The following is a 24,341-nucleotide window of genomic DNA, read 5'->3' as shown; positions in this document are numbered from 1 at the left end:
GCCATGTCGATCAGGGGGAAAGTGGCGGCCGCAGCCGTCACCGCCGGCGTGATCCTGCTGCTGGCCGGCTGCAGCTCGGCGGCGCCCGCAGCGCCCACCTCGAACCAGATCAAAGCCTCCGCGCAGGCCCGCCTGGACGCCTCGACGCAGGCGGGGCGCGTGGCCCGGGCGAACCTCAAGGCCACCGCGAAGACGCCCGGCGAGGAGACCTGCCAGGCCGCGTGGGACAACCTGCTGCCCTCCGAGCGGAAGCCGCTGCTGCACGGGACGTGGATGCACGCCTGCGTGGACCCTGCCGCTCCGTAGGGCTGCGTATTCTGGTCGGCGCGGGCGCGGGGCCTTGCACGCCTGGAGGGGCAGCCGTGAGGCACCTGCGTGAACTCCTGATCGACGCCTGGTCATGGCTCAACTACAAGCAGGCGATGGCCCACCCGAGCAGGCCCGGCCACCACGCGTTCCCCGAGCTGAACACCTCGTGGGTGCCGGCCGAGGACCTGCGCCGCCTGGCCGCCTACAAGTTCCTCGCCGCGTACGACTCCAACCAGGCCGGGCAGCTCGCCTCCGTCACCGGCGACGACAACCACGGCGTGGAGCGCCGCGAGCTGGGCGACCCCTCCAAGCTCATCGACACCACCCTCAGCTACCTGCTGGGCCCGGAGCAGACCATCGTGGTTCCCGGCGCCGAACACCTCGACCAGGCGGGCAAGCCGCCCAGCGCCGAGGCCAGAGCGGCGGCCGAGCTGCAGGACAAGCTGCGCGACTGGGCGGGCAAGGAGCTGCTGCCGCTGCGCATGCAGCAGGCCGAACGGTGCGCGGTGCGCTGCGGGGACAGCGTCTACACCCTGGCGTGGGAGCCGGCGAAACGGCGCGTGCTGCTGCGCACCTACGACCCCGGCTGGTACTTCCCCGAGTGGGACGAGGGCGAGCAGGACGCGCAGGAGTACCCGCAGCGCGTGCACTTCGCGTGGGAGCTGGCCGCCGACCCGGTACGCGGCCTCAAGGACCGGGTACGGCGCATCACCTACGAGCTGGGCCCGATCGGGCCCGCCACAGCGCCCGGCCGCACCCCTGAGGGACTGGCGATCCGTGAGCAGGTCGCCGGCGCGGACGGCGATCCGGCGCTGATCGTCGGCGACACCCTCGACCCGCTCACCGGCACCGTCACCCGCACCTACCCGTGGGCGCCGGGCAAGCCCTCGGCGACGACCTGCTACCTCACCGACGCCGAATGGCTGCTGGAAGACCTCGGCCCCGCCCACGACGTGTTCAGCCTGCCCCTTGGCAAGGCCACCTACCGGGCGCGCTCCGACGGCCAAGTCCTCGACCGCCTGGACCTGATGGTGGACTTCATCCCCGTGGTCCACATCCCGAACTCGATCCCGGACGTCGGCGAGCACTGGGGCAAGCCCACACTGGCGGCCGTACTGCAGCTGCTGGACGAGCTGCAGGCCACCGACACCGACAGCGCGTCCGCCTCCTCGACCACCGGCACGCCGATCGTGGCCCTCGCCGGGGCGCGGCTCCCAATCGACCGCTCCACCGGCCAGCCCCTGCCCGTACGGGTCGAGGCGGGCACGGTGTGGCAGCTGTCCGACAGCGGCCGCATGGACACCCTGGACACCTCAGCGCAGCTCGCCGAACTCCGCCAGCGCGTTGACCACCTACTCGACCGGCTGGCCTCCAACACGCGCCTGACTGCGGCCGGGCTCGGCAGTCTCGACCCGGCGAAGCTGCCCAACGGGTACTCGCTGCAGATCGCCCTCGGCCCGCTCGACTCCCTCGTCGCCGGGATGCGGCTGGCCCGCGACCACAAGTACCAGCTGCTGCTGCGCATGGTGCAGCGCCTGCACCAGGCCGGGCAGGAGTGGCCCGCAGGCGAGTCGCTGCCCGCCCGCATCGTGTGGGGTGCGCACACCCCCACCGACCGGACCACCGTCCTCAACGACGTCGTGCAGGGCTTCGAGGCGGGCGTGTTCTCCCTGGAGACCGCGGTCCGCATGCTGCAGGAGGCCGGGTACCCGATCGAGGACATCGCCGAGGAGATCGAACGCATCCAGAAGCGGGCCTTCGACCAGGCCGCCCGCCTCGCCGACGCCACCGGCGACAACGGGGCCGTCCGCGAGTATCTGGGCCTGCCCGAAGCCGACCCGGTGCAGCAGGTGCCCCTCGTCAACCCGCAGGATCCGGGTAAGCCGCCGACCAGTGGCGCGCAGACATCCGCCGGGCCGCAGCCTGAGGTGCCCGGACACGAGGGACCCAGAACTGTCGGTGCCGCCACCCAGCGCAGTGCGCCATGATGCCGGGGTGGAGATAGCCAAGTTGGTTCTTGAGTACGTCAAAGCCCTGATCTGGCCCGCAGCGTTCGTCTTCGCGACGCTGACGTTCAAGACCCAGATCGGGGGGCTGTTTGGGCGGCTCAGGATCCTGCGGGGAGGCGTGGCCGAAGCAGAGTTCGCAGAGGCGGCTGCAGACCTTCGAGTAGAGACAGAAGTCGCTGCGGCCGAGCAGCAGGCGTTTGTTGGCCGTGAGTTGCCCAGCTCCGAAGACGCCGTGACGATGCCCCTTCACGAGGTGCTGGAGCACATGCTGTCCATAAGTCCTGCCATCGCTGTAGTGAGCGGCTGGGATTACATCCGGAGCCGCTTGATCAACATGGCCAGTGTTGTGAAGCACCGTGGATGGGTTGACGACGGGTCGGGGTTGTTCTCCCTTCAGGTGCTAGAAGGTGAGGGCTTGCCGGGCGCGACGGTTAGGTCGATCCGCCGTCTCCTCGCTCTGCGGAACCAAGTGGCTCATCCTCGTGGGGAAGTCGCGCCGCTGACTGAGGAAGCAGGGCGTGACTATGTAGACGCCGCCGTGAACGTGTGGGAGGCGCTGACGGCGTTTGAGTATCGGCTGCGGGAGAGTCCAGAGGGCGATTGAGCGGGGCACTATCGGGCGCTGTGGCTACACTGATCGACGGCGCGGGGGCGCTGCTGCTGGAGGACTGGATCCGCATGGACAGGCTGCTGCCCGACCCCCGTACACCCGTCGGTTACCGGCGCGACGGCCGCCCCATCTTCCCCATCCTGGGCGCGGACCCCACCGACCCGTCCAACCTGCAGCTGCCGCCCACCCCGTCCGCTGACCCGGCCGCGCCGCCGGCGCCTGGGCAGGGCCTGGACCAGGAGGCGCTGAACCGGCTGCTGGCCCGCGAGAAGCAGCAGGGCGAACGCGCGGGGATGCGCCGGCTCATCGAGCAGCTGGGCTTCTCCAAGGCGGACGACCTGACCGCGTTCGTGGAGCAGCAGCGCGAGGCGCAGCAGGCGTCCCTGTCCGAGCTGGAGCGCCGCGAGCAGGCCGCCGCCGAGCGGGAGGCCAACGCGGCGCAGCGTGAGGCGCAGGCCGTCGCCCGTGAGCGGGCTGCAGCTCGCCGCGCCGTCCTGGTGGGGCTCGGTGCGACGGGCGCGGATCTGGCCGACGCCGAACTGCTCCTCACCGTCGAGGACGGCGCCGACGAGTCGGCCATCACTGAGGCCGCCGAGGCGCTGAAGGTGCGCAGGCCCGAGCTGTTCGGGTCGTCCACCGCCGCGGTGTCGCCGGCCGCGCCCGGTGGTTCCCCTGCGGGCGGTCCGCCTCCGCGTGGGGCGAACATGCCCAAGCCCGGATCGCACGGCGCCGAGATGGCCCGCCAGCGCGGATTCCTGGCCAGCTCCTGAGCTTCCCACCGGCGGGTCAAGGCCGGACGTACGGGGACCACGCCCCATCCCGTGGACGACGCCACCAGTCGGTGAGCGGACGATCACCCGCTTCGTCACGTCCACGGGAGGACTCATGACCGTTCAGCCGGTCACCACCACCCAGAACCTGACGGCCGACCGGTCCTGGCTGCACAGCAGGCACGGACACGACTCGGTCGACTCGATCACCCTCGACATGTCCACCTTCACGTCGGGCACGCACTACAAGCCGTCCACCGACACGAGCATCCCCTACAGCCGGTTCCTGTCCGGCATCCCGGTCGGGAAGATCACCGCTTCTGGCCTGTACGGGCTCTACTCGACCGGTGCCGCAGATGGCCGGCAGACGCTGGCCGGGTTCGTCTTCGCGGAGGTGCTTTTCGCGCCGTCGCAGACGAAGGTCCCGGCCGCGCTGCTGTGGCACGGCTCGGTGATCACCGCGAAGCTGCCGGTCACCGTCGCCCCGGTCGCCCCGTCCGCCACCTGCCAGATCCGCTTCGTGTAAGGAGGGCCTGCAGATGACTGTTCAGGACCTGATCAAGGACATCAGCACGGCGGACCTGACGACGTTCGCCCGCTACATCCCCACCCCCGCCGACTTCCTGCTCACCCAGACCGTGTTCGCCAAGGTCTCGGTGCAGGACGTCATGTGGCGAATCAAGCAGACCGGCCGCTACGTCAACGCCGCGAAGTACCGCAGCTTCGACGCCTCGGTGCCGTTCGCGGACCGGCAGGCCTGGCAGACGTCCACGCAGGGCATGCTGCCCGCCCTCGGCCAGAAGCTGATGGTCGGCGAGGTGGAGCTGCTGCTGCAGGAGGCATCCCGTGGCCAGGACGCGTCCCGGCTGGAGCAGCTGCTGTACGACGACGTGGAGCGGCACGTCGAGGCGATCAACTCCCGGCTGGAGCTGGCCGCCGGTGACGTTCTCACCGACGGGAAGTTCTCCCTGTCGGCGGAGAACGGGCTCACCCTCGACGTCGACTTCAGCGTGCCAGCGGCGAACATGCCGACGGCGCCGAAGGTGTGGTCTGACCCCACCTCGGACCCGATCGCCGACGAGCTGGGCTGGATCTCCTACCTCGACTCGATCAGCGCGCCCATGCCGGAGATGGTCCTCACCTCGCGGCGCGTCTACTCGTACCTGGCGGGCAACAACGCCTACCGGGCGGCCTACTACGGATCGGTGAACCCGTCGACCACGCCGACTGCTTCGCTGACGCCGCAGCAGATCAACGTGGTCCGCGACAACTACGGCCTGCCGCCGATCACCCTGTACCGGGCGCAGGTCCGCGTCGACGGCACCTCCACGAAGTGCCTGCCCGACGACCGGTGGGTGATGCTGCCGCCGGACCGGTCGAAGTGGGGGCAGACCCTGTACGGCACCACGGCGGAGTCGCTGGTGCTGTCGCAGGGCGGGAACCCGCAGATCACCCGCCAGGACGCGCCGGGCCTGATCATCACCCGTGGCGGCCAGGACGACCCCGTGCAGCTGTGGACCAAGGGCGCGGCCGTGGCCATGCCGATCCTGTACTCCCCGGACTGCCACATCACTGCGAAGGTGCTCTGACATGGGACGACGACTGGCAGCAGCGGTGCACCTGACGCACCCGGAGACGCACGAGCCGCTGATCCTGCAGCCCGGTGACGAGCCGGACGAGGTTGTGGCCGCGGCCATCACTCACCCGGACGCCTGGGAGCCCGACGAGGTCGAGGTCGAGGACGAGGGAGAGGGCGGGGGAGAGGACGGCGGTCCGGACGCCGGCGACAAGGCCGAGCCGAAGACCAAGCCGCGCGCCCGCAAGCCGGCCGACGAGTAACCCAGCCAGGCTCGGCCCGGCACCCCTGTTGGCGCTCCAGGGGTGTCGGGCCGTACCGCTACCCGGAAGGACCCTCCCGTGGATGCTGCCGTTCTGGCCTGGCTCCTCGCGCAGCTCGGCCCCACCACCGACCAGACCGACCTGCAGGCCCGCTACGCCCGGCTCGGCACCGCGCGGGCCGTAGCACTGGAAGTGCTGTACGAGCGGCGTGCCAACCTGCTGTCCGAGCCGCTGCAGCTGACCGTCAACGGTGTCGCCACCCTCGACCAGTCCGCCAACCTCACCGGCCTGGAACGGCAGATCGCCTCCGTGGAGGATGCGACCGCCCCGGACGAGCCGAACGGCGGGGACACCCTGGTCATAGCCCCGCTGGAGTCGGCGCACCGCCGGCGTCACCACCGCCTGCCCTGGTGCCCGTGATGGCGTACGAGTTCCCGCCGCTGACGCCCGGGGATGCGGCGATCGTGGCCGCGCGGGTCGCCGCGGTGCTCGATGACGCCTGGCAGCGCCTCGCCGACTACCAAGCCGCCGTGATCGCCGCGGTCGGCGACAATGAGCGCACTCGGATGGTGGCCGACCGCATCGCCCAGTTCCAGGCCGCGATCATCGACTTCCGGGGGCGCGTGGACGCCGAGGCGCGCGCGTTCGTGGCCCGTCAACTCCCGTACCTGTACGAGCAGGGGGCGAGGGCCGCAGCCGAAGCGGTCGGCGGGCACTTCTCGTGGACGCTGATCCACACCGAGGCCCTGCAGTCGCTGGCGTCGGACTCCTACGCCGACTTCCTGCGCCGGTCCGAGGAGGCGCAGCGGATGGCCCAGGTGTTCTACCGGGCCGTACGGGACGCGGCACGGCGTGAGGTGCCGCTGCTGGCCGCCGGCCACACCACCGCCCTGCAGGCTGCCAAGGCCCTCGCCGACCGGCTGGCCGCCGAACACCAGCTGGCCTACGTCATCTACCGCAACGGCGCCCGGATGCCGGTACGGGCGTGGGCGGAGGCTGCGACGCTCGCCAAGAGCGCGGTCGCCTACAACGCGGGCACCCTGAACCGGGCCCGGGAGGCGGGCGTTCAGTGGATGGAGGTGTTCGACGGCGCCGACTGCGGCTGGTCCAGCCACCGGGACACCGACAAGCCGAACGGGACGCTGCGCACCGTCGAGGAGGCGGCCGCGTGGCCGATCTCCCATCCGCGCTGCAGGCGTGCGTTCGGTGCACGGCCGGACGTCACCGCCCCGGCCGCGGCCGCCAACTCGCGGTAGGCAAAAGCCCCTCACGTCACAGGTACGTAAGGGGCTTTGCTGGTCTCCCGCCGGCCGGACAGGGGTACCGTCCTCAGTGGATGCTGAGAATGGAGCCAGTATGCCCCACTACGCCGACACCGGCGGGGGCGCGGAGAGCAACGGGCAGCGTCTCGCCCGCCTCCGTGCGCGCCGCCGATGGACACAGCAACGCCTGGCCACCGAAGCCGGGTACTCTCTCGCCACCGTGCGAGCCTTCGAACAAGGGCGCCGCAGCCTGGACCGGTCCGCCGTGGTCCTGGCCTTCGCCCGCGCCCTGGACTGCCATCCCACCGAGATCACCGGCGGCCCCTACATGCCCGTCTCCACCGACACCGAGGGGCAGGCCGCGGTCGCGTCTGTCGCCGCGGTGCGCCGCGCGCTACTGCGGCACGGCCGACCCACCAGGCCGACCGAGCACGAGGTCGCCTCGGTGGATCTCCCCGAGCTGCGGCGCCGTGTCGCCGAGGCCAACGCCCTACGGCAGGCTGCCGCGCTGGCGAAGTCCGGCCCGATCCTGCCGACGCTGCTGCGTGATCTGCAGGTGGCCGCCGAAGTGCTGGAGGGCGACCAGCGGCGGGAAGCCTTCGGGTTGCTCAGCTCGGGCTACGAGTGCGCCATGCAGTACCTCTACAAGCTTGGCCACACCTCCGACGCCACCCTGGCGACAGAGCGGGTGCTGTGGTCGGCGCAGGAGACCGGAGACCCGCTGCGCATCTTGGCCGCGCAGTGGTACGACGCCGGCGAGTTCCTGGCCATAGGGGAGCATGACGAGGCCGGCGCCATCATCGACGACGCGCTCACCGAGCTGGGCGCGGTGCGTGAACGGCGGCCGGAAGTCGTGTCGCTGCGGGGTGCGTTCCATCTGAAGGCCGCACTGAACTCGGCCCGCGCGGCAGACCCGCAGACGGCCGAGCAGCACTGGGAGAAGGCGTGCACCGAGGCGGAGGAGCTGGGTGACGACCGCAACGACTACCAGCTGCAGTTCGGCCCGACCAACTGCGCCATCTGGGGCGTGAGTCTGCCGGTGGAGCTTGGCCGGGGCCGTGTCGCCGTCGACCGGGCCGGCCAGGTGCGGCTGCCCAAGCAGTTCAGCCCGGAGAGGCACAGCCACCACTACATCGACGTTGGCCGCGCCTACTTCTACAACGGGCAGCGGGAGGAGGCCCTGGGCGCGTTCCTGAAGGCGGAGCGGCTGGCCCCGCAGGCGACCCGCATGCACGCCGGTGTCCGCGAGACCGTTGGGACGATGATCCGCACGCGCAAGCGCGGCGAGCTGGTCGAGTTGGGCATCCGGCTCGGCGTGGTCTGAGCGTGCAGAGGTAATACGTTCTGTAGCACTTGTGTCACCCCCTGGTCATTACCTTCGGTTGCGTAATCGTCACCGATTCCCGGCCAGGGGGTTTCCCATGAGTCCCGCGCCGCCCAAGGCGTACGTCTACGACCGTTGCGTGACGGAGAACCTGGTCAACCTGGAGTTACGTCTCGCCGCGCTCGGCGAGTACGTCACCGAGCGCGGTTGGCAGTTCGCTGGCTGGTTCGTCGACTACGGCGATGACGCGCTCACCAACGACGTCCGGCCGGAGTTCGACAAGCTGCTGCACGCGGTGCAGGAGACACCGCGTGGCGTGGAGCGGGTGTGCCTGGTGCATGACTGGGGCCGTCTGTCCCACGACCAAGAGCAGCTGCAGCACTTCTCTCACCGCGTCCTCGGGGCTGGCGCGTGGCTGGAGACGCTCGGCGGGCAGAGCGTGCGTCTGAGCGCGGTCCCTGACGGCCGACTGGCTGCCGGGCCGGTGATCGCATGACGCGCTCGGACCGGTTAGAGGTGATGTGGACCGGGATGTTCGTGGCGTGTCACCTCGCCGCCTTCACCCTCCTCGGTATCGCTGTCTACGACGACACCGTGGGATCCGACACCACCGCGAGCACCCCCGACACGCCGCTCCCGCAGCCCGACCTGCCTCCCGGTCAGGGCGCCACATGACCGGCGCTGGCCGTGCGTGTGCCCTCGTCTCGCACGGCCGGCGCCTTCCACCCTTCCGTCTCGCCACCGTGAAGAGAGCCATGTCCGGACCGACAGCACTGACTTACAAGGGCCACCCCGTCCCCTTCATCGCAGCGTGGAGCGGTGAGCGCATTGAGCTGCCGCGCCTGATCGGCACCCGGGGCGGCCTCGTTGTGGAGGGCTATCCGCGCGACGCGGCGGGCGTCTCGTGGAAGCCGTGGCTGGAGCGGCCCGGGGCGGGTGAGCCCGGGTTCGCCGACGTCCACGGGCCGCGACAGCGCATGGCGATGCAGCACCTGCTGTGCCAGGTGTGCGGCCGCAAGGTCGAGCGGGACGACAAGCTCGGCTGGCCTTGGCTGCTGGAGGACCACCGCGGGGAGCAGAACTGGCCCGAGCGGGAGGTGACGACGCATCCGCCGGTGTGCCCGGAGTGTCAGCCCGTGGCCGCTACCGAGTGCGTCCCGAACCGGGGCCGTTTCGTCTCGGTGCGCGTCGGCCGGGTCCTCATCGACGGCGTGTATGGGCGGCTGTACGCCCCCTCCCGCACCCCGGACCCCGGCAGGAGGACGGTCCTGTTCGCCGGCGACCCGCGGCTGCGTTGGATTCTCGGCGGGCAGGTGGCGGCCACTCTCCTGGACGTCACGATCGTGGACGTGCCCCAGCTGGGCACCCACACCCCGGCGCCCCGAGCGGAGGTAAGCCGATGACCGCGCTCGGGGCGCCGGCCGTTAGCGCCGACCGGGTACGCCGCACGTACAAGGCGGTCCTGGGTGACGTGCGGACCGGGGCGCCGAGCCTGCCCGACGCCGAGCAGCGCGCGCACCTCGCCGGGCTGCTGCGCGGGCAGATGCGGCTACTGATGCCTGCTGTAGAGCAGTGGGTGTCGCGCACGCCGGACACCTTCAACCGGAGCGCCGCCCGGCACGTCACGGCACGTGCCAAAGACGTCCTGGACGTGCCCGTGCGGGGGGAGTTGTCGGCCGAGGCCGTCTTCGATCTGGCGGTGCTGTCCAGGTCGCTGCTGGCCTTGCACGAATACCTGCAGCCCACACTGCCGCCGGGCACGTCCTGCGGCTGACGGCCGTTCCTGCGATCCATCACCTGCGCTCGCCTCATGCTCCTGCCCTGAGGGCGCGGCGCAGGCCCCGGCCGCCAGCCGGCGTCCGGTCCACGCAATCCGACCAATTCGGAGGGCACCATGGCAACGCCGACGACGGCGCGCCCCATCCGCAGCATCGAGCAGGCGGCGTCCTGCTACTTCCGCACGACCGTCGACCACCCCAACCGCAAGGCGCTCATCCAGATCTGCGAGCCGTGCAACGAGAAGTGTGCTCACTGCTTCGTGTCCGCCACGAAGCGCGGGGACTACATGCCGCTCGACCAGGTGAAGAACAGGCTCATCCCGCAGCTGGCCGAGGCCCGCGTGACGCGGATTACCCTCACCGGTGGCGAGCCCTTCATGCACCAGGACCTGCTGGAGATCGCTGCCGCGTTCCGCGAGGCCGGGATGGGCGTGGGTGTGTGCACCAACGCGACCATGGTCACCGACGAGCAGATCCATGCCCTGGCCGACCTGGACGCCCACATGAACGTGTCCCTGGACGGGTTCTCCGCCGACTCCCACGGCCGGTTCCGTGGCCGACCGGAGGGCTTCGAGGAGACCGTGGGCACCGTACGGCGCTTCGCTGCCGCCGGCATCCTGCAAGGCCTGCTGTGCACGCCGAACAACCTGGCCGAGGACGACGAGTACCGGCAGCTGTGCGAGTTTGCCCGTGACCAGGGCGCCAAGTACGTGCTGATGAACCCGCTCGGGCCGATGGGGCGCGGCGCCAACTCGCAGAAGAAGCTCAGGCGCCCGGACGACCACATGCGAGAGATCCACCACCTGACCATGCCGTTCGCTGACGAGGGCTTGGACATGGTCCACATCCGCTTCCCCAACGACGGTAAGCCGCTGGCCGGTTGCGAAGCCGGAACCATCATCTACGTCTTCACCAAGGGTGAAGTCACCGTGTGCCCGTACCTCGTGTTCGCGGCCCGGACGAAGGTCTCCCAGCACCCGGACAGCGACTTCATCGTCGGCAACGTGTGGAAGCACGGCGACATCGCCGCGCGCCTTGACGCCTACCGTTTCCACGAGCGGTGGTCCGTGGGCGGCAACCCGACGTGCGGCAGCTGCTCCCTGTCCGAGGGGTGCGGGAAGGGCTGCCCGGCCGCCGTGGTGGCCTCCGGGCAGAGGATCGGCGCCGTGGACACCGAGCAGTGCCCCGTGGTGCCCCAGCAGAGCCGTATGCTGCCCGTGGTGGCCGTCTCGTGACGGCCGGACTGTTCGTCGCCGTAGAGGGGCCGGGCGGGGTCGGCAAGAGCACGGTGACGGCCGCCGTCGCACGGCTGTTACGCCAGCAGGGAGTGAAGGTGCTGGCCACCCGAGAGCCGACCGACACCCCGATGGGTGACCTTGCCCGGCACGGCACCGAGGAGATTCAGGGCGAGGCGATGGCCTGCCTGATAGCTGCCGACCGCTTCAAGCACGGCGAGGAGATCCGGCCCGCGCTCGAACGAGGTGAGGTCGTCCTGTGCGACCGCTACATCGCCAGCAGCCTGGCCCTGCAGGGTATGGACGGCGTCGCCCCGGAGTTCGTGTGGCTGCTCAACGAGCGGGTCATCTGGCCAGACCTGACCGTCATGGTGTCCGGGCAGCCGGAGGTGATCGCAGCCCGGCTCGCGGCCCGTGGCGCGCACAGCCGGTACGAACGGCTGGACGGCTCCAGCTACATCGAGTGCGCGCACTTCTCTGACGCCGGTAGGTTCCTGCGAAACAAGGGGCTGCGCGTCATGGACGTGGATGCCTCGCACGATGATGCAGACGCCATCGCCCGTACGGTCGTGGCGGCCGTCAACCGACTGCTGAAGGACCAGCCTGATGACGCTGGACGTGCTGACGTTCAACCTCAACAATCCCTCCCGGGAGCGCGCGGAGAGACAGCTCCGCTATCTGGCGGGGCGGCCGGAATCGGTGCTCGTGCTGACCGAGACGGCGCGCAGCTCAGGATGTGACCTGCTGGCCGAGCGGTTCAAGGCGGCCGGGTGCCACGTGGTCTTCCATCGGCCTGAGGCGGGGACACGCGAGCGTGGTGTGATGATCGTGTCCCGCCTGGCGGCCGTAACCCAGCGGCTGGCCGTGGACTACCTGCCGTACCGGGTGGCGGCTGTGACCGTCCAGACCGAAACAGGGCCGCTGGACGTCGTGGGGGCCTACGTGCCCTCCAGAGACGCCACCGAGGCCAAGGTGACCCGCAAGCGGCGGTTCCTGGAGGAGTTGGCCGCCGCGCTTCCCGCCGGCCAGGTGGGGCAGCGGCTACTGATCGGGGACTTCAACCTCCTGGAGCCCTCACACGTGCCCCACTACCGGACCTTCCAGGAATGGGAGTACGGCTTCTACACCGGGCTCGCCGGCACTGGATGGATTGACGCCTTCCGGCTGCTGGCGCCAGAAGCCCACGAGTATTCGTGGGTGGGGCGCACCGGCGACGGCTACCGCTACGACCACGCCCACGTCTCCCGCCTGCTTGCGGCCCGCGTGGGCGCCTGTCGGTACGTGCACGAGCCGCGCACCGGAGCAGACCGCCTCACCGACCACTCGGCGCTGACGGTGGCCCTCCAGCTCGCTGCGGTGGACCCGCTGGACATCACTGACCCGACTCAGGCCGACGCTCTGACGCCGGCACTGTTCTGACAGTACGACGACGAGGAGAAGCGCATGGAGACCACGTGGGACCGCGTGGAGTCGCTGCGGCGGTGGCTGGATGCGGAGGCCGTCCCCGCTGAAGCTGGTGACGTCCGGCTGCTGAGAGTGCTCAAGATCGGGGAGGAGTACGGGGAGGTTGCCGAAGCCCTGCACGGGGCACTCGGTGCGAATCCGCGTAAGGGCTCCTCCCACACGTGGGAAGACGTGGAGAAGGAGTTGAGCGACGTCATCGTGACTGCCATGGTGGCTCTGGCCACCATCAACCCGGACGCGGAAAAGCTGCTCGACGACCGTCTGCAGCACCTCGTGGAGCGCGTGAACGCGGGCTGACGGCCGCTGAGACTGTCCCACCCCCCCGGCCCCCCGTCCGGGAGGGTGGGGCTTCCCTGTGCTCCTGAGGGTGTCCGCGCGGGCGCCTACGCTCGAAGGCATGAGCAGCCCCATCTCGCTGGCCGCGCTGCAGCCGGTCCTGAAGCGGATCATGGTCGATGACGTGGAGATCTTCCGGCCCGGCCCGCAGGTCCTGAACGAGGACACCGGCGTGTACGAGCCCGGCCCGGACGCCGTGTTGTGGCAGGGGCTGGGTGCGGTGTTCGCCGCCGGCGGGCCCGGCATGGTGATGTCCCTGGCGGGCCAGGCGTACCAGGACGACACCCGCAACCGGTACCAGCTGCTGACCCCGCTGGAGGCGCCCGTGGCCTCCCGTGACGACCTGGTGCGGGTCACGCGGGCCACGCAGGACCAGGGCCTGCTGGGGCGTGTGTGGCGGGTGCTGGACCTGTCGCAGGCCAACACGCTGAGCGTGGTGCGGATCTCCTGGATGGACGAGGTCACCCAGGCGACGCAGGCCGCACAGTCCGGGCCGACCCCGCCGTTCTAGCCGCTCGCTGGCCCCAACAGGCTGTCGGCGCAGGTCCGTACGCTGATCTGCATGGATGACGAGCTGCACCAGGTGCGAATCACCGCCGACCAGGCTGCGGGCACGGTGGCCCTCGACGGCCGCGACATCTCCAAGGCCGTCAGCGGCTACCAGTTGCGGCAGGTTGCCGGCCGCGCGGCAGAGCTGGTGCTGTTCTTGTCGCCGATGGTGAAGGACGACTTCGAGGGCCTGGCCCGGGTCACGGTCGGCGTGCCGCCGGACCCCGGCCCGGCCACCGCGGCGTTCCTGCAGGCGATGGACGCCGGGGAGCTGGAGCGGCAGGTAATGGCCCGCCACGACCTGATGGACGGCGGGCCCAACGAGTACACCCGGGCGCTGCTGCAGCTCCTTGTGGAGTGGGCGTCCGGGAAGTGGCAGCAGGAGGTGTCTGGCTGATGGCGTCCAGTGCGAACCCGCACCCCAACGCGCACCCGCGATCGGGTGCGTACACCAATGCGGCCGAGCTGGCGGCGCTCCTCGATGAGCGGGCGGCGCAGGTGCTGCCGCGGGCCCTCGCGGTGGTGCGGCACTACACGATGCTGCTGGAGACGCAGGTGAAGGCGAATGCGAGCGGCAGGCCGGGCCCGAACGTGATCACGGGTGATTACCGGCGGTCGTGGACGCACGAGGTGCACGTCGGGGGCGGCACGGTGTCGGGGACGGTCGGCACGAACAAGCCGCAGGGCCGCCGCCTAGAGTACGGGTACATCGGCCCCGACAGCCTCGGCCGGATCTTCGACCAGCCGCCCTACCCGCACCTGGGGCCTGCCGTGCACACGATCGAGCCGGCGTTCCTGCAGGCGCTCGGCCGGGTTGTCGACGGTGGCCTGTCGTGAGCCTGGCGGAGGACCTGCACCAGGCCGTCTCCAGTGTGATGAGCGCGCACGGCTACGGGCTGGTGTCGCGGATGGTGTTCGCCGTCGAGCTGGTCGAGGAGGGCACCGGGCAGCTTGGCCTGCTGCGGGGCTCCATCCCGACGAGCATGCCGGTGTGGGACGAACTTGGCCTGCACCGGTACGCGGTCACGGACATCGAGGCGGTCGTCCACGCCGCCAAGCTGGCAGGCGACGAGGAGGAGGGCGAGTAAATGAGCGTGTCGGGCCGTCAGGTGGCTTTGGCAGTGCAGGCGATGCTGACCTCGGTGACGGGCCGCTCCTGCGGGTACGGGACCGCGCCGGCGTCGGATGCGCAGCCGACTGGGGCGACGATCCCGTACAGCGTGCTGTACGAGCTGGGGCAGGTCGCCGGGTTCGGGCCGCCGTTCGGGGACGCGGATGCGGACGCCCGCGTGTACCTGCAGGTGTCCTCGGTGGGGACGACCGCCGAGCAGGTGTCGCTGCACGCCGACAAGGTGCGGGCCGCGTTCCTGGCGCGGAAGACGGGCAGCGGCGCGTTCCTCAACCCGATCGACGTGAAGGGGGCGAGGGTCATCGACCGTGCCCTGGACCAGGAGGACGGTACGACTGTCACGTCCGGCACCTACACTTACGTGCAGCGTTTCGCCCTGACGGTGTCCCAGCCGGCCAGCTAGAAGCGCACCTCACCGCGGAGGCCCTTTCGCGGACGCCCGGCCAGACCGGCACGGGCTGACCCCCTGGCTCGCTGATGCGACCTGTTGGGGACGGGCCTCCGCCACTCGCCGGGGGCTTCGGGTCCCCGGAGAGCAGAGGTTCCCTCGTGACCACCCAGCAGCGGTTCATGCGCCGCGGCGTCACCAAGTTCTACTTCCTGAAGACAATCGCCGACGCGGGCAACGTGCCGACCCGTACGGAGCTGGCCGCGACCAACGCCACCGACCTGTCGGGGTTCGTCTCCGACGTCGCCGGCTGGTCGCTGGCCAACAGCCCCATCGACACCCCCGACATGGGCTCGACCCTCACCACGAACATCCCGGGTGAGGACAAGGCGGACTCCTCCAGCCTGACCTTCTACGAGGACCAGGCCGTCGAGACGATCGAGACGCTGCTGTCGAAGGGCACCGTCGGCTACATCGCCATCATGCGCAAGGGCGACGTGCCGTCCTCGAAGTCGATGGACGTCTTCCCGGTCCGGGTGGCGGGCCGTGCCCCCGCCTACACCGCCGGCAACGACCCGGCGAAGTTCACCGTCACGTTCGCCATCGCGGGCCAGCCGACGCTCGACGCCGCGATCCCGGCCGCGACCTGATCTGAAGGGGATGCCGCATGACCACGCGAAGCAAGGCTCAGCCGCCGGCGACCGCCGTCGCCAAGGACGCGCACTGGGCCGCGAAGATGGCCCGGCTCCGGGCCAGGAAGCTGCCCGAGTCGACGCTGTCGATCTGTGACGACGAGGACGCGAAGATGGCCGTCACCGACGCGGCACTGGAGCTGGCCAAGGCCCGCGCCGCGGCGATGGCCGAGTGCACCGAGCAGGGCATCGGGGAGGACAAGCGGGACGCCTGGGTGGCCTCCAACCCCGCTGTGCTGGCCGCCGACGCGGCCCTCACGCGGGCTCAGGATGCGCTGGCGGAGGCGACGGTGACGCTGACGTTCCGGGCGCTGCCACGCCCAGTGTGGGAGCAACTGCTGCGTGACCACGCGCCGACGGAGGCGCAGGCCGACAAGGGCATGGAGTACAACGTCGACACGTTCCCGGCCGCCGTGATCTCCGCCTGCCACGTCGAACGCGACGAGACCGGCGCCGAGGTCGACGGGATGAGCGTCGCCGACGCGCAGGAGCTGCTGGACGCCTGGCCGGACGCGGAAGCCAAGGCCCTGTTCACGGGGGCGCTCGTCGTCAACCAGACGATCCGGGCGGACCTGGGAAAAGGCTGATCTCCGACCCGGCGTTCCGGGCGGAGATGGAGCTGTGCCACACCTATGGAATGCCGCACAGCCAGTTCGCGGGAGCCGGTGACGGCCGGTGGACGGCGCTGGACCGGGCGAAGGCCCTCGCGTGGCTGGCCTACACGCGGGTGGTGTGCGCGGGCTGCGGCACCAGGGCGGACGAGTGGCGGCCCGAACTGGGAGGGGACCGGTTCGCGTACGTCGCCGACAGCACCACCTGTCCGGGGTGCGAGCTGCTGGCCATGGAGCGGGAGCAGGTACCGGACGGTCCGGAGGGGCGCGGGGTCAAGATCGGGCTGAGGCCCAGACGGGAGCTGTAGGTGAGCAGCGCCTACAACCTGTACGTCGACCTGACGGCGCGGACCGGTGGCCTGACCGGCGGTCTGCGCCAGTCGGCGAACCAGCTGCGCCAGTTCGACGGGCAGCTGCAGCAGGTCAACCGGACGCTGGCGGAGACCGGCACGGCCACGCAGCGCCTGGCCCGCCTGCAGGCGTCGGCGTCCGCTGACGCGGTGATCGCCCAGACCCGGGTCACGGCGGCCGTGGAGCGCACGCGGGCCGCGCAGACGGCGGCCGCCGCGGCGGCCGAACGGTCCGGGCGGGCCTCGGTGCTGGCAGCGAACCTGGCCGCCCGGGCGGAGACGGAACGCGCTGCGGCGGCCGCGGCCGGCGAGCGCACGCTGCGCGCCCAAGCCGTGGCCGCGACGATGGCCGCCCGCGCGCAGGCGGCGACCGGTCAGGGTGCGGCGGCGGCGCAGGCCACCGCGAACGCGGCCGCCGCCGCGGCGACCCGGGCCGCGCAGGCACAGACCTTGCAGGAGGAGCGGGCCGCCGCCGCTCAGGCCGCGGCCGCGCGCGCGGCCGCCCTGTCGACGCGCGCCACCCAGACCCGGGCGGCTGCCGATGCCCGGGCCACGCAGACGCTGGCCGCACGGGATGAGGCGGAGGCCGCCGCGGCGGCGCGCGCCTCGGCGAACGCCCGCGCGGTGCGGCAGGCGCAGGCGGCAGCGGTGGCGGAGGCCCGCGTCGCCTCCCAGGCCCGGGTCGACGGCTACATGAAGACGGGCCTGGTGCTGTCGGCCGTCCTCGCCGCCGGCGTCGTCGGCGCGGTGTCGCTGGAGAAGCACATGGCGAACGTCATGACGATCTCCCAGCAGATCAACGCGTCCACGGTGGGCGGGTTCACCGACCAGATCATCTCCCTGTCGAAGGGGATGACGCAGTCCGCTGACCAGCTCGCCGAGGGCCTGTACCAGGTCGTGTCGACCGGCTACGACGGCGCGGACGCGATGACGATCCTGGGCGTGGCCGCGAAGGGCGCCAGCGCGGGCCTGACGACGACGGAGATATCCGCGACGGCTCTACTGGGCGTCCTGAAGGCGTACGGCCTGCCGGCGTCGAAGGCGTCCGACGTCATGGACATCATGTTCCAGACCGTCAACAAGGGCGTCATCTCCTTCGAGCAGCTGGCCCTGCACCTGGGCGACATCGTGCCGATGGCCGCTGCCGCCGGGATCTCCTTCGACGATCTGGCGTCCGCGTACGCCGCGGTGACTCTGGCGGGTGTGCCCGCAGCGGAGTCCGCGACCGGCCTGAACATGCTGATGACGCGGATGATGCAGCCGACACAAGAGCTGGCCGACATGATGCACAAGCTCGGCTACGAGTCGGCGGCATCGGCGGTGCAGCAGGACGGCCTCTACGTCGTGGTGGGCAAGATCACCAGGGCCACGCACGGTTCCGCCGAGGCGATCACTGGCCTGCTCCACGATGTGCGGGCCTCCCGGGCCATGCTCGCCCTCGCCGCGAACGACGGCAAGAACTACGCCGACACCTACCAGGGCATCGCCAACGAGGTAGAGCGGGCGGGAGCCGCGCACAAGGCGTTCGAGATGCAGATGAACACCGCCTCGGGGCAGTGGCAGATGTTCGTCAACCGCTCGAAGGCGCTGGGGATCGACCTCGGTCGGGCGCTGCTGCCGGTGCTGCAGACCTTCGGCAACGCCCTGTCGGTGTTCGCCGGCGCGGTCGCGGACGCGCCGGGCCCGCTGAAGACTCTCGGTGCCAGCCTGCTGGCGATCTCGGCGGGTGGGGCGCTGGCCTTGGCCGCGCTGACCCGCATCCAGGCGCAGTGGGCGGCGTTCCGGGTGGCGCAGGCGGAGGCGTCGGCGGGCGGCGCCATCATGCCGGCGGTGCTGAAGGGCGCGGGCCTGGCCGTGTCGGGGCTGACCGCGCTGCTGACGGTGGGCGTGCTCGCCTACTCGGCGTACTCGGCGTCCAAGGAGCAGGCCAAGCAGGCCACCGACGACCTGGTGACGGCGCTGCGCGCCGAGCGGGAGCAAGGGGACCAGGGCGCGGGCCTGCGGGCGCTGACAGAGTCGCTGACCAACTCCGACGACGCCGAGAAGCTGAAGAAGGTCGGCATCGGCATGTCGGAGGCCCTGGACGCCATCACCTCGGGCGGTAAGAAGCTGGCCGACCTGAAGAAGGAGGTGTGGAAGAACGCCTCCTTCTCCTCGACGGACGTGTCCGGCCAGGTCAGCTCGATCCTGACCACCGACGGCCAGCACGCGATGGACGTGCTGAACAAGCAGCACGGCATCTGGTCGGGCGCGGTCAAGAAGGAGGCCGAGCTCGCGGCGGCGATGGAGATCGTCAACGCGAAGATCCAGCAGGCCAAGGTCGGCAGGGCGAAGGCGTGGACGCTCGACACGCTCGTGCCGACGGGGAAGGACGGGCTACCGCAGTACACCGACGAGATGAAGGCGATGGCGCAGGCCCTCGGCTCCATCGTCGACCCGGCGAAGGCGTGGCAGGACGCCCAGAACAAGGTCGCCAAGTCCAACAAGAACGCCAAGGCCACCTTGGAGGACTACCTGCGGGAGCTGCGCTCCCAGCTGAGGGCGCAGCGCGGCTTCCAGGGCAACCTGTCGAAGCTGGCCATGGCCGGGTACGGGGACCTCAGCGACCACTTCGCGAAGCTGGGTGTGTCGTCGGCGCCGATCCTCGACCAGCTCGTGAGGCAGCTCGCCAAGGGCAAGACGAAGGTCGCCGACGAGCTGGAGTCGATCATCACGGAGGCGGCGGCCCGCTCGCAGCCGGCGTTCCGGGCGGCCCTGGCGCAGCTGCCTGCGATCGCCGCCCGCTACGGCAAGAGGATCGCCAAGCAGTTCGCGGACGCGGCGGAGACCAACGACAGCGGCAAGTTCGCGCGGGTCATGCAGAAGATGGCCGTCAGCGACATGAGCCGCGCCGTCAGGGCGGGCAGTACGGCCGCTCGGTCGCAGATGTCGCGCGGCATGAACCTGCTGGCGCAGGTTGCCGCCGAGAAGGGCTCGGACGCGGCGAACGCCCTGCACCAGGCGCTGATGTCCGGTGACGTGACCTCGGCGATGGACCAGATCCGCGCGATCTGGGGCGCGGACCCGCCGATCAGTGAAAAGGATCTGCGGGGCGTGGTGTCCGCGTTCCACACGACGGGCGGCAAGGCCAAGAGCGAATGGTCGGCGATGCTGGACCTGATCCAGCAGGTCGCCAAGACGAAGGGCACCGCGGCCGCGTCCGCGCTGACCTCCGCCCTGCTGTCCGGGGACATGAAGGCTGTCGAGACGCAGCTGGACAACATCGGCGCGAGCGTGCGGGAGATCCCCGGCACGAAGAACATCTCCGTCAGCATCAATCCGCCCGCGCCGGTGTCGGTGACGGTGATCCCGCGGGTTGGCGGCACGGGCATGTGGGCGAGCAAGCCGCTGCCGCAGGCCGATGGTGGTCTGCTGTCGTTCTACGCCGACGGTGGAGTCCGCCGGGAGAATCACGTCGCGCAGATCGCGCCCGCCGGCTCGTGGCGGGTGTGGGCGGAGCCGGAGACCGCCCCAGGGGAGGCGTACATCCCGCTGGCGCAGTCCAAGCGGGCCCGCTCGAAGCAGATCCTGGACGAGGTGGCGCACCGGTTCGGGGCGACCGTGCAGTACCACGCCGACGGTGGCCTGTCGGGGTGGACGTACACGCCGGCGGGCGGCTCGGACGGCGTGTTCTCCCTGTCCTCGATCGCCTCCGACTCGATGAACAAGAAGGGCACCGGCCTCGACCTGGGCAAGTTCTCCAAGAACCTGCACCAGTCGGTGAAGGAGGCTGAGCGGTGGCGTAAGGACCTGTCGACGGTCGCCCACCGTGCCGGCCAGGACGTCGCGGACGCCCTGGAGGCGATGGGCGCCGACGGCATCAGCCTCACCCACAAGATGGCCACGGGCAGCTCGAAGTACATCAAGAGCATGTCGGCTGACCTGAAGAAGCTGGCCGACGCCGCGAAGGCGTCCCTGGCGGACTTCACCGGCCAGCTCGGCAACGCCACGAAGCAGACCTCCCAGTTCCAGGCGAACCTCACGAAGCTCGCGGCGGAGGGGTACGGCGACCTGGCGTCTCGGCTCGCCGCGCAGGGCGACCAGGCCGCGCAGGACCTGGCGGCCGAGGCGGTCAAGAGCAAGAAGAAGGCGACGAAGGCCAACAAGGCGTCGAAGGACGCGTCGGCGACGCTGTCGGACGAGGACCTGGCCGACCTGCTGAAGATCATTGCCGCGATCAAGAAGCCGACGACCGGCATCCACGAGGTGGCGGACGCCACCAAGCTCGGCGAGGACCGCGTCATCGAGGTCGCCAACGCGGGCAAGACGCGGCTGACTAAGGCGCTCGGGAAGCGGGCCGATGGCTTCCTCTCCGACCTGAAGCGGGCCAACAAGGGCCTGTCGTACGACATGGGCGGCGTGCTGACACCGGGCCTGTATGCGACGAGCAACGGCCTGGTGCGCTTCGCGGAGCCGTCCACAGGCGGGGAGGCGTACATCCCGCTCGGGCAAACCAAGCGGCCCTCGGCAACACAGGTGCTCGAGGACGTCGCCCACCGCTTCGGATACGCCCTCACCCCGCAGGGGGTGACCGGCCCCATGCGGGTGGACGCCAAGCCGTCCGGCGGGGTGCAGGTGGTGGTCGTCAGGGAGACGTCAAAGCCGCTGATCGGAACCATGCCCGTGCACGTCGCCGCCGGCGGGGACGGGCGCGGCGTGGCGCAGGAGATCGGCGCGGAGGTGATGCGGCGCCTTCGTGCCGCGCAGCGAGGAGGCAAGCTGTGACGGTCCTGCAGGACTACCAGTTGGACCTGGGCGGCATGGTCATCGGCAAGGGCACACTGGTGCCGGTCGGTGACCTGGGCGGGGTGGCGGCCCCGGACCGGCGTACGGCCGACGTCGACAACCCGACCGGGGACGGCGGCTTTCCGGGTGTGGACCTGTTCGGGATGCGCACCCTGTCGATCGAGGCCGGTATCCGTACTCCCGACGACCCGGGAGCGGCTCTCGACCTGCTGGCCCAGCTGCAGCAGGTCACCGGCGCCGACAGCATCCGCACGGTGGCGGGCGCGCGGGCGATGCTGCGGGCCAAGCTGCCTGGGAGGGACACGAAGTGCGTGTTCGGCCGGTGGCGTCGGGTGGAGGCCGCGTCGATGTCGCAGGCCGTGTACGGGTGGATTCCGCTCACGCTGGAGTTCACGGCGACTGACCCGCGTTGGCACGCCGACACCCTGCAGGCCCTGGTGCTGCCGCTGGACATCTCCGACGACTCCCAGGGGTTCACGGCGCCCGTGGTCGCCCCGATCACCACCGGCGTGTCCAACCCATCGGAGCGGCCCGGCTGGGTGAGTAACGGCGGCGACCAGCCGGCGTGGCCGACGGTGCGCTTCGACGGCCCAGTCACCAACCCGAAGGTGTGGGTGGTGGAGACCGGCCGCTACCTGCAGCTGCAGACGAGCCTCGCTGCCGGGGAGCGGATCGACATCGACACCCGGCCCGGTACGCGGTGGGTGCTGCGCAACGGGTCCGGGAACGCGGCGCCGGCGCTCACGGCCGGATCCCGCATGGACCTGTTCCAGATCCCGTCGGGGAGGAGCGAGATCCGCTGGACGGCCACGGACTACACGAACACCTGCCGCCTAACTGTGTCGTGGCGCGACGCCTACACCGCCCTGTGAGGACATGAGATGACGCTGATACAGCCGCCGATGATGATCAACGGTGGTACGCACCCGGCCCGCACGATGCGCATGATGATCCGCGATCTGTCGCGCGGCGCGCAGGGCGTGACCGAGGGCAACGACCTGAAGGTGACCCAGCAGACCACCCCCGGTGCCGGGGTGGCGGTCGGCGACGGCTCGGGGGTCGTGCGCGGCTCCGCCTGGGGCCAGGGCTCCTACACCCAGTACAACGTGGGCACGGCCTTGGTGGACATCGCTCCGACCGGGGCGACGCCTCGCACGGACATGGTGGTGCTGCGGGTCCTGGACCCCGAGTACGAGGGCAGTCTGAACCCGGCCACGGACGACATCGGCTTCTTCGACGTGGTGTCGAACGTGTCGGCGACGGCGACGCTGCCGCCGGCGGGGATGAGCGCGATACCGCTGGCCAGGATCGCGCTGCCCGCCAACTGCGCGACCGTCACGAACGCGATGATCACGGACCTTCGGCGGATCGCGAACCCGAGGCGGGACCGACAGCTGTACACCGCTTTCCCCGGCGCCCTCAGCTCGCTGACCTACTCGGACAACAAGTGGCACAACTGGCCGACCCAGGCCAGCTGGTCCATCCTCGTGCCGAGCTGGGCGGTCAGCGCGAAGATCGTCACCACCATCGCCGGGCTGCGGCTCACCAGGGCCGACGTGTACGCCCACATGCAGCAGGTCTTCGGGTCAACGACGGGCCAGGACACCGCCATCGATGACGACCAGGGCACCGTCACCCGCCGGAGCACCGTGGTGCTCGCCGACAGCATGACCATCCCCGCGGACATGCGGGGCACCACCCACACCCTCTCCCTGCAGACCTACATGTCCAAGAGCGAGACCGGCGACCTCGGTGTGGACGGCAGCACCTCCCTGATCGCGGACGTCGAGTTCGAAGAGGGCGTGATCTGAGGTGCCCGCCTACCGGTACCTGACGTGCAATGCGGTCAGCGGCAGCGTCCTGGCGTGGGATCTGCCGCTGAGCGACGTGTCCTACGGCCCCGAGCTGAACGGGCCTGGCGCGCTGCAGGCCACGCTGGAGCCGCACCTGGCGCACGTGCTGGGCTCGATGGTCGACCCGGGCAACACGCTGGTTTTCGCCGAGCGGGACTCGCGGCTGATGTGGGGCGGCCTGATCTGGCGGGCGGAGCCGGAGGGCGGCAAGTACCCGATCGAGGCCGCCGGGTTCGGCTCCTACCTGAACAAGCGGCACGACATGCACGGCAACCTGAACGGGCGCGGCCCGTACACGTACGGCGACCCATGCAAGGTGATCCGGGACGTGTGGGCGTACTGCCAGTCCCAGCCGGACGGCGACTTGGGCGTGGTCGTCGACGCGACCACCTCGAAGGCGAAGATCGGCACCCCGGAGGAGCCGTACGCGACGACCTGGTGGGAAGCGCCCGCCCTCGCGGACGTCGTCTCCGATGCCGTAGCGGTCTTCGGCGGCCCTGAGTGGACCGAGCAGGTGAAGTGGGCGGGCGGGCTGCCCGAGCGGCGTATCCGGCTCGGCTGGCCCCGCCTGGGCGCCCGCCGCAGCGACGTCTCGTTCTCGACCGGCGTGAACATCGTCGACGCGCAGCCGGTCACCTACGACGGCGACGCCTACGCGCAGGTCGTTGCCGCTCTCGGCTCCGGTGAGGGGCAGGCGCGGCGCCGGGCGACGGATGCGGTCCGGGACGGCCGGCTGCGCCTTGAGGAGGTGCTGGACCTGCCGACGATCAAGGGGAAGGACCAGCTGGCGGCGAGGGCCCGGCAGGGGCGGGTTGCCCGGCAGAAGCGCGGCTCGGTCGAGCAGGTCAACCTCATCGACCACCCCGCGGCCCGCTTCGGCTCGTTCCAGGTGGGTGACGACGTGTGGGTGCAGGTCCACGACGAGTGGACCGACTACGACGGATGGGCGCGAGTGACCGGATGGACGCTCACGCCGGCACAGGGGGACCAGCAGGAGCGGATGGCGGTGAGTCTCGCGCCCGCCGACTCCTTCATCTACGGAGGCTGA

The 24,341-nt window shown here is 70.6% G+C and carries 30 protein-coding genes; all 30 read left to right on the top strand.

The genetic code is table 11. From position 1 onward, the window contains the following. Positions 1–3: 3 nt before the first annotated feature. The 30 genes from AC07C1_RS09110 (at position 4) to AC07C1_RS08965 (ending at position 24,341) form a co-directional block, all read left to right on the top strand. Positions 4–306: a hypothetical protein gene (locus AC07C1_RS09110; protein ID WP_478937959.1), complete on the top strand. Its 303-nt coding sequence runs from the start codon at positions 4–6 to the stop codon at positions 304–306. Between the two features lie 56 nt (positions 307–362). Continuing rightward, a complete protein-coding gene (locus AC07C1_RS09105) occupies positions 363–2,297 on the top strand; it encodes a hypothetical protein (RefSeq protein ID WP_478937958.1) in 1,935 nt (644 codons plus the stop codon). A 7-nt stretch (positions 2,298–2,304) separates the two neighbouring features. Further along, positions 2,305–2,922 (top strand): hypothetical protein, encoded by a 618-nt coding sequence (locus tag AC07C1_RS09100; RefSeq protein WP_478937957.1) that lies wholly within the window; start codon positions 2,305–2,307, stop codon positions 2,920–2,922. 20 nt (positions 2,923–2,942) lie between these two features. Next, the gene (locus AC07C1_RS09095) at positions 2,943–3,698 is read left to right on the top strand and encodes a hypothetical protein (RefSeq protein WP_478937956.1); all 756 of its coding nucleotides are present in this window, start codon (positions 2,943–2,945) and stop codon (positions 3,696–3,698) included. Positions 3,699–3,813: 115 nt separating this feature from the next. Next, the gene (locus AC07C1_RS09090) at positions 3,814–4,224 is read left to right on the top strand and encodes a head decoration protein (protein WP_478937954.1); all 411 of its coding nucleotides are present in this window, start codon (positions 3,814–3,816) and stop codon (positions 4,222–4,224) included. A gap of 13 nt (positions 4,225–4,237) precedes the next feature. Then, positions 4,238–5,287: a major capsid protein gene (locus tag AC07C1_RS09085; RefSeq protein ID WP_478937952.1), complete on the top strand. Its 1,050-nt coding sequence runs from the start codon at positions 4,238–4,240 to the stop codon at positions 5,285–5,287. Position 5,288: 1 nt separating this feature from the next. Beyond that, positions 5,289–5,537, top strand: a complete 249-nt coding sequence (locus AC07C1_RS09080; RefSeq protein WP_478937951.1) for a hypothetical protein — start codon at positions 5,289–5,291, stop codon at positions 5,535–5,537. Between the two features lie 78 nt (positions 5,538–5,615). Beyond that, positions 5,616–5,957, top strand: a complete 342-nt coding sequence (locus AC07C1_RS09075) for a hypothetical protein (RefSeq protein ID WP_478937949.1) — start codon at positions 5,616–5,618, stop codon at positions 5,955–5,957. After that, positions 5,957–6,793 (top strand): hypothetical protein, encoded by an 837-nt coding sequence (locus tag AC07C1_RS09070; protein ID WP_478937948.1) that lies wholly within the window; start codon positions 5,957–5,959, stop codon positions 6,791–6,793. Before AC07C1_RS09075 ends, AC07C1_RS09070 begins: the two co-directional genes overlap by 1 nt. Before the next feature lie 100 nt (positions 6,794–6,893). Then, positions 6,894–8,123 carry a helix-turn-helix domain-containing protein gene (locus tag AC07C1_RS09065; RefSeq protein ID WP_478937946.1) on the top strand — a complete coding sequence of 410 codons (1,230 nt, stop codon included), beginning with the start codon at positions 6,894–6,896 and terminating at the stop codon, positions 8,121–8,123. 97 nt (positions 8,124–8,220) lie between these two features. Continuing rightward, positions 8,221–8,619, top strand: a complete 399-nt coding sequence (locus AC07C1_RS09060; protein WP_478937944.1) for a recombinase family protein — start codon at positions 8,221–8,223, stop codon at positions 8,617–8,619. Further along, the gene (locus AC07C1_RS09055; RefSeq protein ID WP_478937943.1) at positions 8,616–8,798 is read left to right on the top strand and encodes a hypothetical protein; all 183 of its coding nucleotides are present in this window, start codon (positions 8,616–8,618) and stop codon (positions 8,796–8,798) included. Before AC07C1_RS09060 ends, AC07C1_RS09055 begins: the two co-directional genes overlap by 4 nt. 80 nt (positions 8,799–8,878) lie before the next feature. Then, positions 8,879–9,526, top strand: a complete 648-nt coding sequence (locus AC07C1_RS09050) for a hypothetical protein (RefSeq protein WP_478937942.1) — start codon at positions 8,879–8,881, stop codon at positions 9,524–9,526. Further along, on the top strand, positions 9,523–9,897 hold the full coding sequence (locus tag AC07C1_RS09045) for a DUF6415 family natural product biosynthesis protein (RefSeq protein WP_478937941.1): 375 nt from the start codon (positions 9,523–9,525) through the stop codon (positions 9,895–9,897). Before AC07C1_RS09050 ends, AC07C1_RS09045 begins: the two co-directional genes overlap by 4 nt. 120 nt (positions 9,898–10,017) lie before the next feature. After that, entirely contained in the window at positions 10,018–11,136 is a 1,119-nt protein-coding gene (locus AC07C1_RS09040; RefSeq protein ID WP_478937940.1) for a radical SAM protein, read from the top strand. Beyond that, positions 11,133–11,876, top strand: a complete 744-nt coding sequence (gene tmk, locus AC07C1_RS09035; RefSeq protein ID WP_478937938.1) for a dTMP kinase — start codon at positions 11,133–11,135, stop codon at positions 11,874–11,876. The genes AC07C1_RS09040 and tmk overlap by 4 nt, the downstream gene beginning before the upstream one ends. Then, entirely contained in the window at positions 11,758–12,555 is a 798-nt protein-coding gene (locus AC07C1_RS09030; RefSeq protein ID WP_478938404.1) for an endonuclease/exonuclease/phosphatase family protein, read from the top strand. The genes tmk and AC07C1_RS09030 overlap by 119 nt, the downstream gene beginning before the upstream one ends. Positions 12,556–12,579: 24 nt before the next feature. Beyond that, positions 12,580–12,897 carry a MazG-like family protein gene (locus AC07C1_RS09025; RefSeq protein WP_478937937.1) on the top strand — a complete coding sequence of 106 codons (318 nt, stop codon included), beginning with the start codon at positions 12,580–12,582 and terminating at the stop codon, positions 12,895–12,897. 100 nt (positions 12,898–12,997) lie between these two features. Further along, positions 12,998–13,447: a DUF6093 family protein gene (locus AC07C1_RS09020; protein WP_478937936.1), complete on the top strand. Its 450-nt coding sequence runs from the start codon at positions 12,998–13,000 to the stop codon at positions 13,445–13,447. Between the two features lie 51 nt (positions 13,448–13,498). Next, positions 13,499–13,882, top strand: a complete 384-nt coding sequence (locus AC07C1_RS09015; protein WP_478937934.1) for a hypothetical protein — start codon at positions 13,499–13,501, stop codon at positions 13,880–13,882. Then, complete coding sequence (locus AC07C1_RS09010; protein WP_478937933.1) at positions 13,882–14,322, top strand: HK97 gp10 family phage protein; 441 nt, start codon at positions 13,882–13,884, stop codon at positions 14,320–14,322. The genes AC07C1_RS09015 and AC07C1_RS09010 overlap by 1 nt, the downstream gene beginning before the upstream one ends. Continuing rightward, the gene (locus AC07C1_RS09005; RefSeq protein WP_478937932.1) at positions 14,319–14,573 is read left to right on the top strand and encodes a hypothetical protein; all 255 of its coding nucleotides are present in this window, start codon (positions 14,319–14,321) and stop codon (positions 14,571–14,573) included. The genes AC07C1_RS09010 and AC07C1_RS09005 overlap by 4 nt, the downstream gene beginning before the upstream one ends. Next, entirely contained in the window at positions 14,574–15,017 is a 444-nt protein-coding gene (locus AC07C1_RS09000) for a hypothetical protein (protein WP_478937931.1), read from the top strand. Between the two features lie 146 nt (positions 15,018–15,163). Beyond that, complete coding sequence (locus AC07C1_RS08995; protein WP_478937930.1) at positions 15,164–15,652, top strand: phage tail tube protein; 489 nt, start codon at positions 15,164–15,166, stop codon at positions 15,650–15,652. A gap of 17 nt (positions 15,653–15,669) precedes the next feature. Beyond that, positions 15,670–16,281 (top strand): hypothetical protein, encoded by a 612-nt coding sequence (locus AC07C1_RS08990; RefSeq protein ID WP_478937929.1) that lies wholly within the window; start codon positions 15,670–15,672, stop codon positions 16,279–16,281. Between the two features lie 50 nt (positions 16,282–16,331). Then, entirely contained in the window at positions 16,332–16,613 is a 282-nt protein-coding gene (locus tag AC07C1_RS08985) for a hypothetical protein (RefSeq protein ID WP_478937928.1), read from the top strand. After that, the gene (locus tag AC07C1_RS08980; RefSeq protein WP_478937927.1) at positions 16,614–21,419 is read left to right on the top strand and encodes a phage tail tape measure protein; all 4,806 of its coding nucleotides are present in this window, start codon (positions 16,614–16,616) and stop codon (positions 21,417–21,419) included. Further along, the gene (locus AC07C1_RS08975; protein ID WP_478937926.1) at positions 21,416–22,312 is read left to right on the top strand and encodes a phage distal tail protein; all 897 of its coding nucleotides are present in this window, start codon (positions 21,416–21,418) and stop codon (positions 22,310–22,312) included. Before AC07C1_RS08980 ends, AC07C1_RS08975 begins: the two co-directional genes overlap by 4 nt. A gap of 9 nt (positions 22,313–22,321) precedes the next feature. Further along, entirely contained in the window at positions 22,322–23,251 is a 930-nt protein-coding gene (locus AC07C1_RS08970) for a hypothetical protein (protein ID WP_478937925.1), read from the top strand. Position 23,252: 1 nt separating this feature from the next. Beyond that, positions 23,253–24,341: a hypothetical protein gene (locus tag AC07C1_RS08965; RefSeq protein ID WP_478937923.1), complete on the top strand. Its 1,089-nt coding sequence runs from the start codon at positions 23,253–23,255 to the stop codon at positions 24,339–24,341.

This window comes from Streptomyces sp. NPDC045022, from assembly GCF_056432605.1.
Note: the sequence above shows the minus strand (reverse complement) of the source record. Positions and strands in the feature narration are given on the sequence as shown.